This is a genomic window from Nocardiopsis sp. M1B1, from assembly GCF_052466615.1.
Genome location: NZ_CP196194.1, coordinates 6,044,208 through 6,060,274, shown reverse-complemented (window position 1 = coordinate 6,060,274; position 16,067 = coordinate 6,044,208). Strand labels below are relative to the sequence as shown.

16 protein-coding genes are annotated in these 16,067 nt (G+C 72.4%); 9 read left to right on the top strand and 7 right to left on the bottom strand.

Translation table 11 applies throughout. The annotated features are described in order from the left end of the window. Nucleotides 1-63: 63 nt before the first annotated feature. The 5 genes from ACSTA4_RS26265 to ACSTA4_RS26245 all read left to right on the top strand — a co-directional run bounded on the left by ACSTA4_RS26265 (nt 64) and on the right by ACSTA4_RS26245 (nt 4,660). The gene (locus ACSTA4_RS26265) at nt 64-1,254 is read left to right on the top strand and encodes a sensor histidine kinase (RefSeq protein WP_444961416.1); all 1,191 of its coding nucleotides are present in this window, start codon (nt 64-66) and stop codon (nt 1,252-1,254) included. Between the two features lie 151 nt (nt 1,255-1,405). Continuing rightward, the gene (locus tag ACSTA4_RS26260) at nt 1,406-2,020 is read left to right on the top strand and encodes a response regulator (protein ID WP_444964278.1); all 615 of its coding nucleotides are present in this window, start codon (nt 1,406-1,408) and stop codon (nt 2,018-2,020) included. 226 nt (nt 2,021-2,246) lie between these two features. Further along, complete coding sequence (locus tag ACSTA4_RS26255) at nt 2,247-3,149, top strand: ABC transporter ATP-binding protein (RefSeq protein WP_444961415.1); 903 nt, start codon at nt 2,247-2,249, stop codon at nt 3,147-3,149. Next, nucleotides 3,146-3,907, top strand: coding sequence for an ABC transporter permease (locus ACSTA4_RS26250; RefSeq protein WP_444961414.1), 762 nt, complete (start codon nt 3,146-3,148; stop codon nt 3,905-3,907). The genes ACSTA4_RS26255 and ACSTA4_RS26250 overlap by 4 nt, the downstream gene beginning before the upstream one ends. 3 nt (nt 3,908-3,910) lie before the next feature. Beyond that, nucleotides 3,911-4,660, top strand: a complete 750-nt coding sequence (locus ACSTA4_RS26245) for an ABC transporter permease (RefSeq protein ID WP_444961413.1) — start codon at nt 3,911-3,913, stop codon at nt 4,658-4,660. 101 nt (nt 4,661-4,761) lie between these two features. Here the strand turns inward: ACSTA4_RS26245 and ACSTA4_RS26240 are convergent, their stop codons facing one another. Then, the gene (locus tag ACSTA4_RS26240) at nt 4,762-5,337 is read right to left on the bottom strand and encodes a GNAT family N-acetyltransferase (RefSeq protein ID WP_444961412.1); all 576 of its coding nucleotides are present in this window, start codon (nt 5,335-5,337) and stop codon (nt 4,762-4,764) included. Between the two features lie 268 nt (nt 5,338-5,605). Further along, nucleotides 5,606-6,253 carry a TetR/AcrR family transcriptional regulator gene (locus ACSTA4_RS26235; RefSeq protein WP_274974957.1) on the bottom strand — a complete coding sequence of 216 codons (648 nt, stop codon included), beginning with the start codon at nt 6,251-6,253 and terminating at the stop codon, nt 5,606-5,608. Between the two features lie 182 nt (nt 6,254-6,435). Between ACSTA4_RS26235 and ACSTA4_RS26230 the strand changes: the two genes are divergently transcribed. Next, complete coding sequence (locus ACSTA4_RS26230; protein ID WP_444961411.1) at nt 6,436-8,028, top strand: MFS transporter; 1,593 nt, start codon at nt 6,436-6,438, stop codon at nt 8,026-8,028. Nucleotides 8,029-8,392: 364 nt separating this feature from the next. Next, nucleotides 8,393-9,181, top strand: coding sequence for an SDR family NAD(P)-dependent oxidoreductase (locus ACSTA4_RS26225; protein WP_444961410.1), 789 nt, complete (start codon nt 8,393-8,395; stop codon nt 9,179-9,181). A gap of 389 nt (nt 9,182-9,570) precedes the next feature. On the opposite strand, the gene ACSTA4_RS26220 is transcribed toward ACSTA4_RS26225, so the two are convergent. From ACSTA4_RS26220 to argJ, 3 genes are all read right to left on the bottom strand, one after another. Further along, a complete protein-coding gene (locus tag ACSTA4_RS26220; RefSeq protein ID WP_444961409.1) occupies nt 9,571-9,789 on the bottom strand; it encodes a hypothetical protein in 219 nt (72 codons plus the stop codon). A gap of 86 nt (nt 9,790-9,875) precedes the next feature. After that, entirely contained in the window at nt 9,876-10,145 is a 270-nt protein-coding gene (locus ACSTA4_RS26215; protein WP_368045845.1) for an AbrB/MazE/SpoVT family DNA-binding domain-containing protein, read from the bottom strand. A 370-nt stretch (nt 10,146-10,515) separates the two neighbouring features. Continuing rightward, the gene (argJ, locus tag ACSTA4_RS26210) at nt 10,516-11,676 is read right to left on the bottom strand and encodes a bifunctional glutamate N-acetyltransferase/amino-acid acetyltransferase ArgJ (protein ID WP_444961408.1); all 1,161 of its coding nucleotides are present in this window, start codon (nt 11,674-11,676) and stop codon (nt 10,516-10,518) included. 169 nt (nt 11,677-11,845) lie between these two features. On the opposite strand from argJ, the gene ACSTA4_RS26205 reads away from it, so the two are divergent. After that, entirely contained in the window at nt 11,846-12,877 is a 1,032-nt protein-coding gene (locus ACSTA4_RS26205; protein ID WP_444961407.1) for a serine hydrolase domain-containing protein, read from the top strand. Between the two features lie 55 nt (nt 12,878-12,932). On the opposite strand, the gene otsB is transcribed toward ACSTA4_RS26205, so the two are convergent. Both otsB and ACSTA4_RS26195 read right to left on the bottom strand, forming a co-directional pair. Beyond that, complete coding sequence (gene otsB, locus ACSTA4_RS26200; RefSeq protein WP_274974950.1) at nt 12,933-13,763, bottom strand: trehalose-phosphatase; 831 nt, start codon at nt 13,761-13,763, stop codon at nt 12,933-12,935. A gap of 275 nt (nt 13,764-14,038) precedes the next feature. Next, nucleotides 14,039-14,323: a DUF3263 domain-containing protein gene (locus tag ACSTA4_RS26195; protein WP_013155209.1), complete on the bottom strand. Its 285-nt coding sequence runs from the start codon at nt 14,321-14,323 to the stop codon at nt 14,039-14,041. A 230-nt stretch (nt 14,324-14,553) separates the two neighbouring features. Here ACSTA4_RS26195 and ACSTA4_RS26190 point away from each other — a divergent pair, with 230 nt between their 5' ends. Beyond that, a complete protein-coding gene (locus tag ACSTA4_RS26190) occupies nt 14,554-15,723 on the top strand; it encodes a S8 family serine peptidase (protein WP_444961406.1) in 1,170 nt (389 codons plus the stop codon). Nucleotides 15,724-16,067 lie beyond the last annotated feature (344 nt).

Sequence of the window (16,067 nt, the reverse complement as noted above, 5' to 3'; positions counted from 1 at the left end):
CCGGACCGGAGAACGCGCTCCGGGCGAGCGGCGGTCGGGAGGCGCGAACGTAGACTCAAGCACATGTTCGGCAGAGTCCGGCGTTGGACGCGGCGGCACGAGACCCTCGTCGACGCGATCCAGGCGGCCCCGCTCCTGCTGCTGTGCCTCATGGCGAGCCCCAACCACGCGGACCCGGGCTCCTACGGCGGCGTCCCCCTGCCCTACCTCGCCGTCACGCTCGCGCTCGTACTGCCGCTGGCGCTGCGCCGCAGGTACCCGCTGGCCGTGTTCGCGCTCCTCGCCGTGGTGGGGCTCCTGCAACTGGCCCTCGGCTCCGGCCTGGTCCTGGCCGACTTCGCCGTCCTCGTCGCCATGTACACCGTGGCCGCGCACTGCCGGTTCGGGTGGGCTCTGGCCGCGCTGATCACCGCCGAGGTCGGCCTGGTGCTGATGCTCGCGAGCCTGCCCCACGCCGACTGGGGCGACTGGAACGTGTTCGTCGTCTACACGTTCCTCATCATGCTCCTGTGGATCACCGGCCTCTACACGAGCGTCCGCCGCGGCTACCTCATCGGTCTGGAGGAGCGCGCGGAGTGGCTCGAACGCGAGCGCGACGCCCGCGCCCGGGCCGCGATCGCCGAGGAGCGGGCGCGCATCGCCCGCGAACTGCACGACGTGGTGGCCCACAACGTGAGCGTGATGGTGGTGCAGGCCGACGGCGCCGCGTTCGCGATCGACTCCGACCCGGCGCGGGCCAAGGGTGCGCTGGAGACCATCTCGGAGACCGGCCGGACCGCCCTGGCCGAGATGCGCGGCGTGCTCGGGGTGCTCCGGGAGGACGAAGCCGGAGGGGAGTACGCTCCGCGACCCGGCGTCGAACAGCTGGAACAGCTGTTCGCGCGGGTGCGCAGCGCCGGACTACCGGTGGAGTGCACCGTGGAGGGCCCGGTACGCCCACTGACGACGGGGGTGGACCTCGCCGTCTACCGGGTGGTGCAGGAGGCGCTGACCAACACGCTCAAGCACGCCGGACCCGGAACCAGCTGCGTCCGGGTGCGGCTGCACTACGGGGACGACACCCTGGAGGTGCGGGTCCTCGACGACGGGCGCGGCACGGCCGCGTCCGAGGCCGCGCGCCCCGGGCGTGGGCACGGCCTGATCGGCATGCGCGAGAGGGTGTCGGTGTACGGCGGTTCCGTACGGGCGGGACCGTGCTCCGGCGGAGGCTACGAGGTGGTGGCGTCGCTGCCGTTGCGGCCGGCCACCACGTGAGCGATTCGAGGGAGGGGACACACCTGTGGGCACACCGGGCGCCGGTGGGACGGGCATCGACACGGGAACCGGCACGGGAGGCGTCGGGAGGACGGACGCCGTACGCGTCGTGCTCGTCGACGACCAGGAACTGGTCCGCACGGGCTTTCGCATGGTCCTCGACGCGCAGCCCGACATCCGGGTGGTGGGCGAGGCCGGTGACGGCGCCACCGCGCTGGAACTGCTGCGGACCCTGGCCGCCGACGTCGTCCTCATGGACGTCCGGATGCCGCGCATGGACGGCGTGGAGGCCACGCGCCGCGTCTGCGCCGTGGACGGCGCCCCGCGGGTGTTGATCCTGACCACCTTCGACCTCGACGAGTACGCCTACGCGGCGTTGAAGGCCGGGGCGAGCGGTTTCCTGCTCAAGGACGCCCGGCCCCCGGAGCTGCTGTCGGCGATCCGCTCCGTCCACTCCGGCGACGCGGTGGTCGCCCCCAGCACGACGCGGCGGCTGCTCGACCGCTTCGTCGGCCACCTGCACGCCGACGACGAGGCCCCGCCCGCTCCCGAGTCCCTCGACGTGCTGACCCCGCGCGAGCGCGAGGTGCTCGCGGTTGTGGCCCGCGGACTGTCCAACACCGAGATCGCCGCCCTGCTGCACGTGTCCGAGGCCACGGTCAAGACCCACGTGGGGCGGATCCTGACCAAGCTCGACCTGCGCGACCGGGTGCAGGCGGTGGTGCTCGCCTACGAGACCGGCCTGGTCGGCGTCCGCGGGTACTGAAACGCTCCAGGTTCCCACGCCGCGCTCCAGGCCCCGCGCCGCCGGGAGGGGCCGCTGACCGCGAACCCGGCGGGAGGCCGGGACGCGGGGCCGACCGCACCGCCTTTCGGCGGGCCGCGCCTACCCCATGGGTCGCACACCGGGGCCCGGGTCATCCCGCAGGGGGACACGCAAGGTCATCCTCCGGCCAGACGCCCCGCGGAGCCCCGGCGGACACGATGGATCCGTGCCTCCAATGATCACCACCCACGGCCTGAGCAAGAAGTACGGCGACCGCGCGGTCGTCGATGACCTGGACCTGCACGTACCGGAAGGGTGCGTGTACGGCTTCCTCGGCCCCAACGGGTCCGGTAAGTCGACCACGATGAAGATGCTCCTGTCGCTGGTACGCCCCACCAGCGGCGAGATCCACGTCATGGGCCGCCCCATGCGGCGTTCCACCCGCCGAGGACTCCTGGGCGGCATCGGTTCCCTCATCGAGTCCCCGCCCGCGTACGCGCACCTCACCGGCGGGGAGAACATGCGCCTGGTGCGGCGGCTGCTGGACCTGGACAAGGGCCAGGTGGCCCGGGCGGTGCGCACCGTACGCCTCCAGGACCACCTCGACAAGCTCGTCCGCGACTACTCGCTGGGCATGAAGCAGCGGCTGGGCATCGCGATGGCGCTGGCCCGCGAACCCCGCCTGCTGATCCTGGACGAACCCACCAACGGCCTCGACCCCGCCGGTATCGACGAGATCCGGCGCCTGCTCACCCGGCTGGCCGAACAGGGGACCACCGTGATGGTCTCCAGCCACCTGCTGGGCGAGATCGACCGGACGGCCTCCGTGCTCGGCATCCTCAGCAACGGCCGCATGCTCTTTCAAGGCACCCGGGACCAGCTGCTCGCACGCTCCACCCCCGACGTGCTCATCGACACCACCGAACCCGAACGGGCGAGCGCACTCACCGCCCGGTGGGGCGCGGTCCGCGACGGCGGCGCCGTGCGCCTGCCCGGGCTCGACCACGGGGCCACGGCCCGCGTGGTGGCCCACCTCGTCGGCGAACACGTGCCCGTCCACGGCGTGCGCCGCGACGCCCAGTCCCTGGAGGACGTGTTCATGGACCTCACCGGAGGGCAGGGCCTGTGAACACCCGTGCCGTGGCCAACGAGTTCGCCAAGATGCGCCGCCTGCGTGTGGCGCCCGTCGCGGGCGTCATGGTGGTCGGAGTGGTCGCGCTGTCCTGCTTCGCCGCGTTGGGCGACCCGGGGTTCCTGGAGTCGGTGGACGACCCCTCCGAGCACCCCTGGCGGTTGCTGCTCGCGGGTATGGCACTGGCCGTGCCGCTGACCTCGCCCATCCTGCTGGCGGTGCTGGCCAGCCGACAGGTGGACATCGAACATCAGGGGAACGGCTGGCTGCTCTCCCAGACCTCGGGACTGACCCCCGGACACCTGTGCCGGGCCAAGTTCGCGGCCACCGGCGCGGTCGTGGTGGCGGCCACCCTGGCCCAGAGCGGCCTGGTGGTGGCGGTCGGCTTGGCGCTGGGCATCACGGTGGCCTTCCCGGCCGGGCAGTGGCTCGGCTACACCGCCGCGGCCGTGGTCGTGAACCTGGTACTCCTCGCGTTCCACCTCCTGCTGTCGGCGCGCGTGGGCAACCAGCTCGTGGGCATGGGCGTCGGGGTCCTGGGCGTGTTCGTGGCCCTGACCAGCACGGGGGCGCCCGCGTGGCTGACTCACCTCCTCCCTCCGTGGGGGTACTACGCGCTGGTCACGCCCGTCGACGCCCGCGGGACCGGCATGGTCTCGCTGGACCCCCCGCACCTGAGCGTGGTCGCCCTGGGGGTCGCGGGTGGCCTCCTGTTCATGCTCGTCACCCGCCTGTTCGACCGTCAGGAGGCCTGAGCCATGGGTTCGGTCCGAGCCGAGTTCCTCAAACTGAAGCGTTCCCTGAGCTGGGTCGTGGTGGTGCTCCTGCCGCTGCTGGCCGTGCTCACCGGGGCGGCCAACACGGTCGTCTCCGGTCAGCCGCTCGAAGACGACTGGCACACCCTGTGGCTGCGGGTGGTGGTCTTCTACGGCCTGTTCCCCCTGGCAGTCGGCATGGCCGTGCTGGCCTCGCTGGTGTGGCGGGTCGAGCACCGGGGCGGCAACTGGAACGCGCTGATGGGCCGGAAGGTGTCCAGCTTCCACGTGGTCCTCGGCAAGACGGTCGTGCTCGCCGTGCTCGCGGCGGCGATGCAGGCGGTGCTGGTGGCGGGCGTCATCGTCGTCGGCAAGCTGGTGTTCGCGCTGCCCGGAACGCTGCCGCCCCGGTACCTCCTGGTCAGCGCCGTCGTCATGCTGGCGTGTGTGCCCGTGGCGGCGCTCCAGTCCGGGTTGTCGATGCTCATGAGGTCCTTCGCCGCCCCCGTGGCCGTGGCGCTGCTGGGGGCGACCACAGGGGTGCTGCTGCTGGTGACCCGGCTCGAACCCGTGGCGGTGACGCTCCCGTACGGGCTGCTCAGCCGGGCGACCCAACTGGGCACCGGGATGTTCGCGGACACCGGGAACGTCACCACCGGCCTCGTGTCCGTCGTCGTGGCGGTCGCGCTCGGTCTCACGGCGGTGCTGACCGTCGGGGCCGCCGCCGTCCTGGACCGTCGCGACATCCGCTGACGGCGGGAGCCCCGCGAGCCCGGTGCCCGTGCCTTGCCGCTCCGCGCGTCAGCAGCGCGGGCGGGTGACGTGCTGGGGCGGAGCCGTCCCGGGCGCGGGTGTCAGGAGGGCTGGCGTCCGGAGGATTGGCGCCGTGCGCGCCACTCCGGGGCGAGTACCGACCAGACCTCCATGTCGTGGCGCTCGCCCCGGTAGACGTAGCTCTCCCGCAGCACGCCGTCCCGCGTCATGCCGAGCCGCCGGGCGACGGCGATGCTGGCCTCGTTCGCCGAGGAGGCGTGCCACTCCACGCGGTGGACGCCCCGCTTCTCGACGGCCCAGTCGATGATCTGTTGGACGGCCCTGGTCACCAGCCCGCGCCCGGCGGCCGACGGTTCCAGCCAGCAGCCCGCCTCGGCGGTGCCGTGCTTGAGGTCCATCGTGCGGAAGAGGACCCCGCCGAGCAGCCGTTCACCCGACCAGATGCCGTAGATGCCTCCGGTGTCGGTGGCGGCCTTCTCCGCGTACGAGCGCAGGTAGGTCCGGCTCGACTCCAGGTCCACGATGACGTCCGGGAGAGCGATGTAGCGTCCGATGAACTCGCGCCCCCGGTCGATGTTGGCCAGGAACTCCTCGGCATGCCGTGGTTCGAGCGGGCGCAGTTCCGCGCCGTCCACGTCCAGGGGCACCGCGAACATCGCCAACCTCCGTGACCGATCCGTGCACATGGTGGACGGGATCATCCCATGGCGGTGTCTTCGGACTCCGCCGCGGGTTCCGGTCGGCGACCTGCTGGCCGCACCGTCTTCCGTCACGCCCGCAGCTCCCGCCACGGCAGCGGCCTGCCGCACGACCAGTTCCCCGTCAGGTGAGTTCGACGAACTCCGGGACCTGGTGCGCCCTCTCCGGCTGAGGCCCCGGACCACACGCGAACACGCGGAAGGACCCGCGAGGTGGGGTAGCCGCTCAGCCCCGGGGGCTCTCCCAGTGGCCGCCGACCACCTCGGGCACCAGGTCGAACCGGTCGAGGAACGCCTGGACCAGCTCCTCCACGTCGCTGGAGCCGGACACGCACCACGCCTGGTGGCCGCTGTTGAGCACGGACAGGAACACCGAGGCCAGAACCCCCGGGCGCGGGTCGGTGACCGGATCGACGCCGGTGCGCTCGCCCAACGCCCGGGCCAACCGCTCCTGCCTGCGGTGGCAGTAGCGCATGTTGACCTCGATCAGCTCGGGGCTCTCGGACACCAGTCCCATGGCGCTGCCCCGGAGGTGGAGCATCTCGCGTTCGAGGTAGGCCCAGTGGTCGAGCATCGCGTTGCGCAGCGCGGCGAACGGCGACTCCTCGGCGGGACGGGCCAGCAGGGCGGCGAACAGCTGCTCGTCGAGGTCCTCGACCGCCTCCAGGACCACGTCCTCCTTGGAGCCGAAGTAGCGGAAGAACGTGCGCTGGGAGACCCCGACACAGGAGGCGATCTCCTCTGTCGTCGTCCCCTGGTAACCGTTCTCGTGGAACAGGCGCAGCGCCGACTCCATGAGGGACTCGCGCATCCGGGCCTTCTTGCGCTCGCGCAGCCCGAGCTGCTCCCCCGGTTCGGCGCTCGTCGTGCTCATGGACGTGCCTCCCGCATGTTGGCTCTGCCCGCTGTCTCGGCTCTGTCCGCTGATTCCGGCTCTGTCGACCGAGGATACCGTGTGAAACAGATTACGTCAGCGACTGACAAAACGCACTTGCTGCAAAGAGTCAGCGACAGACATAATCGGGCGGACGACGACACCGGCACGCAGGGGGAACCATGACCGCACAGACCGTCCCGAAGGCGGCTCCGGAGACGGAGCAGACGGAGCGCAAGCGGCGCTGGACGGAGAGCCCCTGGGCGACCCTGGTCGCCATCGCCTTCGGCGTGATGATGGTGGCGCTGGACGGCACCATCGTGGCCGTCGCCAACCCCGCGATCGGCACGAGCCTGGGCGCCTCGCTGGCCGAACTCCAGTGGGTGACCCACGGCTACCTGCTCGGCCTGGCGGTCTTCCTGATCACGGCGGGCAAGATCGGCGACCGCTTCGGCTACCGCAACACCTACCTCGTGGGCGCGGTCGGCTTCGTGCTCAGCTCGGTGGCGATCGCGCTGTCGGCCGGTGTCATCATGCTCGTCGCCTTCCGGGTGCTGCAAGGGATTTTCGGGGCGCTGCTCCTGCCCTCGGCGATGGGCCTGCTGCGCGCCAGCTTCCCGCCCAGCAAGCTCGGCCGGGCCTTCGGCGTCTTCGGCAGCCTCATCGGCGCCGCCACGGCGGGCGGCCCCATCCTGGGCGGCGTCCTGGTCGGCTCCCTCGGCTGGGAGGCCGTCTTCTACATCAACGTCCCGGTGGGCGCGGTCGCCCTCGGTCTCGGCCTGTGGCTGCTGGCCGCCAACAAGCCGACCGACGCCGGAAGCCGGATGGACGTGCCCGGCATCGTGCTGCTGAGCATCGCCATCTTCGCCCTGGTGTGGGCCCTGGTGGAGGCGCCCAGCGTGGGCTGGGGCCACCCCGTCACACTGGGCTCGCTGGCCGTCACGGCGGTCTTCACCGCGGCCTTCCTGGTGTGGGAACGCCGCGCGAAGCAGCCCCTGCTCCCGCTCGGCCTGTTCGCCAACCCCTCGGTCTCCATCGGCGCCGTCCTGACGGTCGCGATGGCGCTGAGCCTGATGGGGTCGCTGTTCTTCATCACCTTCTACCTCCAGGGCGTGCGGGGCATGAGCCCCGCCCAGACCGGCCTCCAGCTCATCTCCATGACCGCGCTGATGGCGGTCACCTCGCCGATCGCGGGCCGGATCCTGGACCGGGTCGGCGCCCGGCCGCCCACGACGGCGGGCCTGCTGCTGGCGTCGGCGGGCATGTTCATGCTGTCGCTGTTGAGGGTCGACACGGGCGTGCTCTACATCTCGGCCGCGTTCGTCCTGCTCGGCATGGGCCTGAGCCTGATCATGACCGGCGCCACGGCGGCGATCATCGGCAACGCCCCCGTGCGGTACGCCGGTGTCGCCTCGGCGGTGCAGCAGGCCGCCATGCAGTTGGGCGGCTCGCTGGGCACGGCGGTCCTGGGCGCGGTCATGTCCGCGACCATCGTCGCCACCCTGCCCGGCCACTTCGCCGCCGCGGGGCTGGCCGAACCCGCCGCCGGGGAGCTGGCGGGCATGCAGAGCGTCGTGGCCCAGGGCGGCGCGGTGCTGCCCGAGGGGGCGACCCCGGAGGTCGTGGCGGCCGTGACCGGGGCCAGCAACCTGGCCTTCATGGAGGGCCTGCAACTCGCCTTCACCATCGCGGCGGCGGTCATGCTGGTCGCCGCGGTGCTGTCGCTGTTCATGCGCTCGGGCAGGATGACCGACGGCCCGGCCGTCCACATCTAGCCGGGAGCGGGGCCCGGTCCTGCGCGCGCAAGCCCGGGACCGGGCCGGACCCGCGGAGACTCTGGAACGGGTCTGTGCGGACGCCGAAGCTGGTCATGGGCCCGCCGGTGCCTCCTCGGGCCCCGGACGCGTCGATGCCGCACGGGTTCGCGGGTACGCCGGTGGCTCTCCGGGCTCCGGGCACGCCCATGCTGCCGGAGGCCGTGGGCCCCCTGTATCCAGGAAACCGCGGAAGAAGAGGCGGCGCCACCCCCTGTGGACAAGGGTGGGGCCGCCTCCGACGTGCGCGTTCCAGGGCGGCAGACTTCGCGGAGCGGCGGCCTGCGCCGCCCCGCCATGCGTACGACCCGACAGGGGGCTTCTCTTGAACGACCGCACCGGCCAGCACCGGGCCTATCTGGACGAACTGTTCGGACTCACCGGCCGCCGTGCCCTCGTGACGGGAGGGAACTCGGGCATCGGCCGTGGTGTCGCCGAGGCCCTCGGACGCGCCGGGGCGAGCGTGCACCTGGTGGCCCGCGACGCCGGACGCCTGGCCCAGACGGCGGAGGAATTCGCCGCCCAGGGCATCGAGGTCGGCACCACCCCGGTCGATCTGGCCGACCGCGACGCGCTCGGGGAGCTCTGCGCGAGTGAACCGGTGACGGGGGCGGACATCCTGGTGACCTCGGCCGCGGTCAACCACCGGCCCCCGCTGGGGGAGACGTCGGAGGGGGTCTGGGAGGAGACACTGGCGGTCAACCTCACCGCGCCGTACCTGCTGGGCCAGGCGTGCGGACCGCGGATGGCCGAGCGGGGCTGGGGTCGGATCCTCAACATCGGCTCCCAGCAGACGTGGAGCGCGTTCGGCAACTCGGGGGTGTACGGCGTCAGCAAGGCCGCAGTCGGCGGGCTCTCACGTTCTCAGGCCGAGGCGTGGTCGCCCCACGGCGTCACCGCCAACACCATCATTCCCGGTTTCGTGGTCACGCCGATGACGATGCACACGGTCGCGGTGCCCGGCCGCGAGGAGGAACTCGCAGCCCGCACCATGGTCGGCCGCAACGGCCTCCCCCGCGACTTCGCCGGTCTGGCGGTCTTCCTCGCCTCGGACGCCTCCGCCTTCGTCACCGGGCAGATGCTGGCCGCCGACGGCGGGCTCAGCGTGCACTGACCCGTGGCGCGGGCGTGGGCGGACCCGGTCCGGATCGCGGCCGTGCCGGTGTCGTCCCGAACCCCGGGCACGCGGTGCCGTACGGGTGCGCGGGCACGCCGTTGGATCTGCGGCCTTCGGTCATGCCGGTGTCGTCCCGAACCCCGGGCACGCCGGGGTGGGCTTGTGGAGACGTCAGACCGGATCGCGGGAACGCCGATGCCGCACGGGTTCGCGGGCGCGCCCATGCTGCCGAAGGCCGTGGGCCCCCTGTATCCAGGAAACCGCGAAAGAGGAGGCGGCACCACCCCCTGTGGACAAGGGTGGTGCCGCCTCCGCCTGAGGTTCCGGTCCTACACCGCCGTGGGATTACGGGATGACAAGGATGCCTGTGTCGTCGGCCTCCGGTGTCAGGGCGGACCGGGGTTGAAGACGGCGTGTGTGCCCACCCGGCGCCAGACCACGTGCGGCTTGCCGGGGAAGCGCTCTTCGCCGTACTCCCATGTGGCGCGCCCGTCGGGTGCCCAGGTCATCTCGTAGACTCCGGGGGCTCCCTGCACGCCCTTGACCCGCAGGCCCGGTCGGAACTCGCCTTTCTGCACGTCGGGTGCGAACTCGGTGGTGACCACCTTCCGGAAACGCTCCGCCTGTTGCCGCGTCAGTTTCCTGAAGTCGGCCCGGAACCGGGGGGTGGTGGCGAACGTGGCCAGTGTCCTCAGCGCTCCTCGTCTTCCAGAGCGTCGAACATCGACTCCGCGTCCTCGAACTCCTCGGTCAGGCCCGCGGCGATCTGCTCACTGGCCTCGCGCTCACCCTGCTGCCAGTCGCGGTCCCAGAACCACGTCTGGTCGGCGGGCACCGAGGTCATACCCCTGAGCGTGACCTGACCGTTCTCCGCGATGGCGAACTCGACCTCGTCGCCCTCACGGATGTGCAGGGCCTCGGCGATCTCGCGGGGCAGGGTCACCTGGTTCTTGCGACGCATCACCGCACGTCGACGTCTCGCTTTCGCCTCGCCCATGGGTGGGATCCTTCCGGCTGGTGGGCCTGCCCCGGGGCTTCCCTTCCCCGGGCAGGGCGATCGTGCTCCCGGGCTTCCCTCCCGGAGTCACGGTTCCAGAATGACTCCAACAGTCGGACAGTTCAACTTTCCTACCAGAGATTTGCCGTTCGGATATCCCGGCAGGGAAACGAGAAGGCGGCACCACCCCCTGTGGACAAGGGTGGTGCCGCCTCTGTCGTGCTGCCTCTACTGCGCTGCTTTCACGATCGGGCCGCCTCCGCTGTGCACGGTGCCGCCGACCGTGACCGACCGACCTGGCTGTCCGAAACCCCTCCGGGCCCGGACCGGCGGCTCAGGTCGTGTAGTCGGCGTTGATCCGGATGTACCCCTCGGTCAGGTCGCAGCCGTAGACCGTGAAGGCGCCGTCGGCGATGCCCAGGCCGACGCCGATCACCACCTCGTCGCCCTTCATGTGCTGGGCGGCGCGCTCCAGCACCTCGTCCGTGGCCTCCGCCGGGTAGGTCTCCACGTCGCCGAAGGAGATCCGCACGTTGTCGGGGAGGATGTCGGTCTCCTCCTCGCACTTGCCGACCGCCATCGTCACCCGGCCCCAGTTGGGGTCCGCACCGTGCACGGCGGTCTTCACCAGCGGGGAGTTCACCACGGCCTTGGCCACCCGCTTGGCCTGGGCGTCGTCGCGCGCGCCGGTCACGCGCACCTCGATCAGCTTGCTGGCGCCCTCGCCGTCGGAGGCGATCATCCGCACCAGCTTCAGGGCCACCTCGTGCAGCGCCGCCTCGAACTCCGCCGCGTCCACCGGCCCGGCCAGGCCGTTGGCGAACACCGCCGCCGAGTCGCTGGTGGAGGTGTCGGTGTCGATGCTCAGCGCGTTGAACGTGCGGTCCACCACCCGGCGGAACACCTCGTCCAGCACCGGCTGCTCCAGCTCGGCGTCGGTGAAGAACCAGGCCAGCATGGTCGCCATGTTCGGCTCGATCATGCCCACGCCCTTGGCGATGCCCGTCAGCGTCGCCCCGCCCACCGTCGCCGAGGCGGTCTTGGGCCGGGTGTCGGTGGTCATCATCGCCGCGGCCGAGCGGTCCAGGTCGGCCGGGGGGAACTCCGCGGGCAGCGCGTCCAGGTAGGCGCGGACCTTCTCGATCGGGTACGGGCGGCCGATCACCCCGGTGGAGGCGACCAGAACCTCCTCGGGCGGCACCCCCGCCGCCCGCGCCACGCGCTCCTGGAGTTCGTGGGCGTGGCTGTCACCGACCCTGCCCGTGGCCACGTTGGCGTTGCGGGCGATCACCGCGACCCCCCGCGCGCTGCCGTCGGCCGCCGAGCGGCGGCTCAGCAGCACGCTGGGTCCGGCGAACCGCGACCGGGTGAACACGGCGGACACGCGGGCGGGGACCTCCGACACCACCGCGAAGAAGTCGTCGTTGGGGTCCTTGATCCCGATGTTTCCGGCCACGCCGCGGAAACCTGCGGGCACGGGGGTCTGGCTGCTCATCGTCCTCCTCGGGGCTTCTCCGGCGCCAGACTACTCCGCCGCGCGCCGCGGCCCTCATTACGGCTGCGACCTGCGGGGGTTTCGTCCTGTGCACCTCCCGAACCCGTGTGACAACAACCTGATAACGGGGTATCGCCGGAAGACGAGACCACCCGGGGGGAGGCGTGTTGTGCGTGATGGTGACTGGCTCACGGAGACAGGGGCGCGGATTCGGGGCGTTCTGAAGGTGATGGTGGACGCCGGGTGGCTGCCCGGCGGAGCCGCCGTGATCGGCACCGGCGGGATGTGGGAGTTCGTCGCCGTCGGCCGCATCGACGGCGAGCACGACACCGCCCCGGACGTGGCCTACGACGTCGCGAGCCTGACGAAGGTCATGGCGACCTGGCCGCTGGTCGGCCAGGCGGTCGCCGAGGGGATCATGGACCTGGACGCCCCGATGTCGGAGTACCTGGACGTGGACCACCTGCCCGGCGCGGAGGTCACCACGCGGCAGATCCTCACCCACACCGGTCGCCTCAACCCGGTGACCTGGCTGGAGAGATACGTGGGCACCGACCAGGACCTCGCGGAGGCGATCCTCGCCGACCCGCTGGAGGAACCCGGCTACGCCTACGTCGACCGCGGGTTCATCCTGCTCGGCATGCTCCTGGAACGCCTCTACGGCACGGGCCTGGACCGCCTGGCCCGCGACCTGTGGGAGCAGATGGGCATGCGCTCCACCACCTTCGGCCCCCTGACGCGTTCGCCCGGCGTGGCGCCCACCGAGCGCCGCATCCCCGGAGCCGCCCCCACCTGGGGGGTGGTGCACGACGAGGCGGCCGCGCTGATGGGCGGTGTGGCGGGGCACGCCGGGGTGTTCAGCACCGCCATCGACCTCGGCGCGTTCACCCGGGAGATCCTGCGGATGCACGACGGGGGACAGGGGCCGGTGCCGTCCTCCTACGTGCGCGCGAGCTGGCAGCCGCACGTGGACGCGGGGGCCAGGCTGTGGCGCGGCCTGGGCTGGCTGGTCACCCCGGAGGGGGTGGTCTACCACAACGGTTTCACCGGAACGAGCCTGTTCATGCACCCGCAGAGCGGCCGGTACGTGGGCATGCTCACCAACGCCGTGCACTACGGGCGCGACCGGACCGGGCTGGTGGACCTGCGGTCGGCCGCGCGGTCGGCGCTCACGCCGCAGGCGCACGAGTCCTCGTCCTGAGACGGGCGGCGACGGCTGACGCGGGCGTTGGGAGCGCACCCACACCTCGGAGGAGTCAGGCCTCCGAGGCGCCGCGGATCGCCTCGGCGAGCCCGCCCAGGAGGTCGGCCAGCCCCGCGGGGCCGGGGACGACCAGGTCGGCGGCCTCGGCCACGGCGGTGACCTCGTCCGAGGACGAGCACACCTTCAGGCCCTCGACGCCCTGGGACCGCAGCCCCGCCACGGCGTCGAACGCGGGCAGGTCGCCGAGGTCGTCACCGGCGTAGAGCACCGCGCGCGGGCCCGTCTCGGCGACGAGCGCGGTGAGCGCCGCGCCCTTGTCCACACCCTGTGGACGGAGCTCGACCACCATCCGGCCCGGCTCCACCTGGAGGTCCGACCGCCGAGCCAGTTCGCTCAGGGAGGGAGTGAGCAGGGCGAGCGCGCCGTCCGGGTCGGCGGTGCGCCTGGTGTGCACCGCCAGCGAGCGCCCCTTGTCCTCGATCCAGGTGCCCTCCGGGGCGCCCAGGTCGTCAAGCAGGCCGGGCAGCTCCTCGCGCACCACCGCCACGCCGGGCGGCGCGGGCGCCGCGGCCACACGCCCGCCCTCCCAGCGCTCGGCGCCGTAGTGGCCCAGCACGGTGATGCCGGGCACCCGGTCCAGGCCGCCCAGCCGCACCGCCGTCTCGGCGGGGCGGCCGGTGACCACGGCGACCGAGCCCAGGAGCCCGGCCAGGTCGGCGAGCACGTCCACGATCCCCGGGTAGGGGGCGGACGTGCGCGGGTCGGCGACGATGGGCGCGAGCGTGCCGTCGAAGTCGAAGGCGGCCAGCGCCCGCTCGGGTGCGGCGAGGAAGGCGTCGAGCGCGGTGCGTCCGGCGTCCGTGCTGGGTTGGGGCAGGGACATGGAGGGCCTTTCCGGTGGGGCCGCGGATGCGGGCCGGGCGGGACCGCCAGACTACCGACGCGCCCCCGCGCCGACGGGCCTCCACCGCGTGTGTGACGGTTGTTTCAGCGGATGTCCGTGCGGTGTTGTGCGTTCGGTCGGCCTCGTGGGACGGCGCTGCCGCTCTCCGTCGCGGGGGTGGCCCGGACGGAGGGCGCCGGCGGGACCGCGGGTGTCGTCACCGGGGCGCGGGGTGGGTACGAACGACCCAAAGAAGAAGAGGGATACGGGAAACGTCAGAGCTGGATGCCCAGCTGGCGTGCGTTGCGTTGACGGCGGCGGTCGGCGCGAAGCCGGCGCAGCCGCTTGACGGTCATCGGGTCGAAGGCGAGGGCCTCCGGCCGTTCCACCAGCCCGTTCAGCAGCTGGTAGTAGCGGGTCGCGGAGAACCCGAACTCGTCACGGATCGCCTGTTCCTTGGAGCCCTCGAACTTCCACCACTGGCGTTCGAAGGCGAGGATGCGCTGCTCGCGCTCGGCGAGGGCCGACTGACCGTCTTCGGTCGGACCGATATTCGGCATGGGACACCCCCTGGACGGGAAATTGGTTTGTCCGGATCGGCCCGACTCATGCTAGCGACTCGACATGCCGGATGAGGAGCCGAAACCGCAGGACTGGCACCAGGGATACAGTTACGTTCTCTACCCCTCAGGCCACTTGTCCACGCCTGAATCCTGTGCTCGTGACAGAATTGCCGGGGTCCGGGGAGGGCCGCGTGGAACGTCGACCGCATCGTTCGAGGGAGCCTGACGTGCTCGGGGGCAACAGCCGCAACAGGATACACACACGCCGCGCCCGTGGCGGGGCCAGCGCGGTCTTCGCAGCCGCCACCGCCGCCGTCCTCGGTCTGACCTCGGCTCCGGCCGCGGCGGACCTGATCCCCGACTACCGGCCCGAGCAGTGGGGACTCCAGGCCGTGGGGGCGCCGCAGCTGTGGGAGGAGAACCAGGGCCAGGGCGCCACGGTCGCGCTTCCGGGCGTCTCCGTCGACGAGGGGCACCCGGACCTGGTCGACAACGTCCAGCTGGACACGCGTTTCGGTGAGAACGGCGGCGACGTCGAGCAGGGCAACGCCGCGGCCGGGCTGGTCGCGGCCCACGGGTACGGCAGGGACGCCGACGGCGGCGTCCTGGGCGTGGCGCCCGAGGCCACCATGCTCGTGCTGCCCACGCAGGACCGGCTCGCCGAGGCCGTGCGGTTCGCCTCCCAGGAGGGCGCCCAGGTCATCCTGCTGCCCGAGCCCGCCGGGCCCGACCTCGCCGAGGCCACCCAGGAGGCCTCCGACAACGGCGCGCTGGTCGTCGGCCCGGCGGGGGAGGACGAGGACCCCAACGTGCTCAGCGTCGCGGGGGCCGACCAGGACGGAGCCCTCATCGAGGGCGCGCCCGGGGCCGGGATGATCGCGCTGACCGCCCCCGGCGCCGACCTGGTCACGTCGGGACCGGAGCCGGGCCAGACCGAGGTGACCGGGGCCCCCTACGCCGCGGCGATGGTCGCCGGGGCCGCCGCCCTGATGCGCGCGGAGCACCCGCAGCTGCGGCCCGACCAGGTCCGCGACGCCCTGGTGGACGGCTCCCAACCCGGCCCCGACGGCCTGCCCGCGCTGCACCTGCCCAGCGCGGAGCAGCAGGCGTCCGGCGTCGCCCAGGACATCCCGCTCATCGACGAGGACCTGGCCGGACAGGGCGAGCAGTCGGGTCTGGTGCCCGCGTGGGCGTGGTTCGTCACCGTCGGCGCCGTCGTGGTCCTGGGCGTGCTCGTCCTGGTGGTGTGGGTGCGCCGCTCCAACGCCGACCCCTACGGCGTGAAGGCCGAGCGCCGCGAGCAGGACGAGCTGATCGCCGCCGAGCGCGCCGCGGAGGCCGCGCCCGCCAGCCGCCGACGCAAGGGCGGACGCCGCCGCAAGACGCGCGGCAACTGAGCCGCGACTGAGCGACCGGAGCCGTCCGTGCCCGCCCCTCGGGGGAGGGCACGGACGGTTTTCCCTTCCGGGGCTTCCCCGGCTTTCGCGCGCCCCTTCCGGAGGCCGCCGTGGCGGGTCGTCCCCTGCTCCCGCGCGCCCGCGTTCCGCAGCCTCGGCCCCGGAGGCCCCCGGCCCGGTTCCCGCGCCCTCTCCGGGACGCCCCGGTTCCGGACGTCCCTGTCGCGCCCCGGTTCCGGTTCCGGACGCGCCGTAACCGGCGGGTCCACGGCGCCACCCGTGTGGGACCGCTCACACCCCCGCGCCGAGGGCGGGGCCGTTAAGCACTGGCGTCCGGCTCCGCC

Excerpts from the sequence above, each read along its gene's own strand:
- ACSTA4_RS26265 (WP_444961416.1), top strand. The coding sequence starts at position 64 with ATGTTCGGCAGAGTCCGGCGTTGGACGCGGCGGCACGAGACCCTCGTC.
- ACSTA4_RS26260 (WP_444964278.1), top strand. The coding sequence starts at position 1,406 with ATGGTCCTCGACGCGCAGCCCGACATCCGGGTGGTGGGCGAGGCCGGT.
- ACSTA4_RS26245 (WP_444961413.1), top strand. The coding sequence starts at position 3,911 with ATGGGTTCGGTCCGAGCCGAGTTCCTCAAACTGAAGCGTTCCCTGAGC.
- ACSTA4_RS26240 (WP_444961412.1), bottom strand. The coding sequence starts at position 5,337 with ATGTTCGCGGTGCCCCTGGACGTGGACGGCGCGGAACTGCGCCCGCTC.
- ACSTA4_RS26235 (WP_274974957.1), bottom strand. The coding sequence starts at position 6,253 with ATGAGCACGACGAGCGCCGAACCGGGGGAGCAGCTCGGGCTGCGCGAG.
- ACSTA4_RS26230 (WP_444961411.1), top strand. The coding sequence starts at position 6,436 with ATGACCGCACAGACCGTCCCGAAGGCGGCTCCGGAGACGGAGCAGACG.
- ACSTA4_RS26215 (WP_368045845.1), bottom strand. The coding sequence starts at position 10,145 with ATGCGTCGCAAGAACCAGGTGACCCTGCCCCGCGAGATCGCCGAGGCC.
- argJ (WP_444961408.1), bottom strand. The coding sequence starts at position 11,676 with ATGAGCAGCCAGACCCCCGTGCCCGCAGGTTTCCGCGGCGTGGCCGGA.
- otsB (WP_274974950.1), bottom strand. The coding sequence starts at position 13,763 with ATGTCCCTGCCCCAACCCAGCACGGACGCCGGACGCACCGCGCTCGAC.
- ACSTA4_RS26195 (WP_013155209.1), bottom strand. The coding sequence starts at position 14,323 with ATGCCGAATATCGGTCCGACCGAAGACGGTCAGTCGGCCCTCGCCGAG.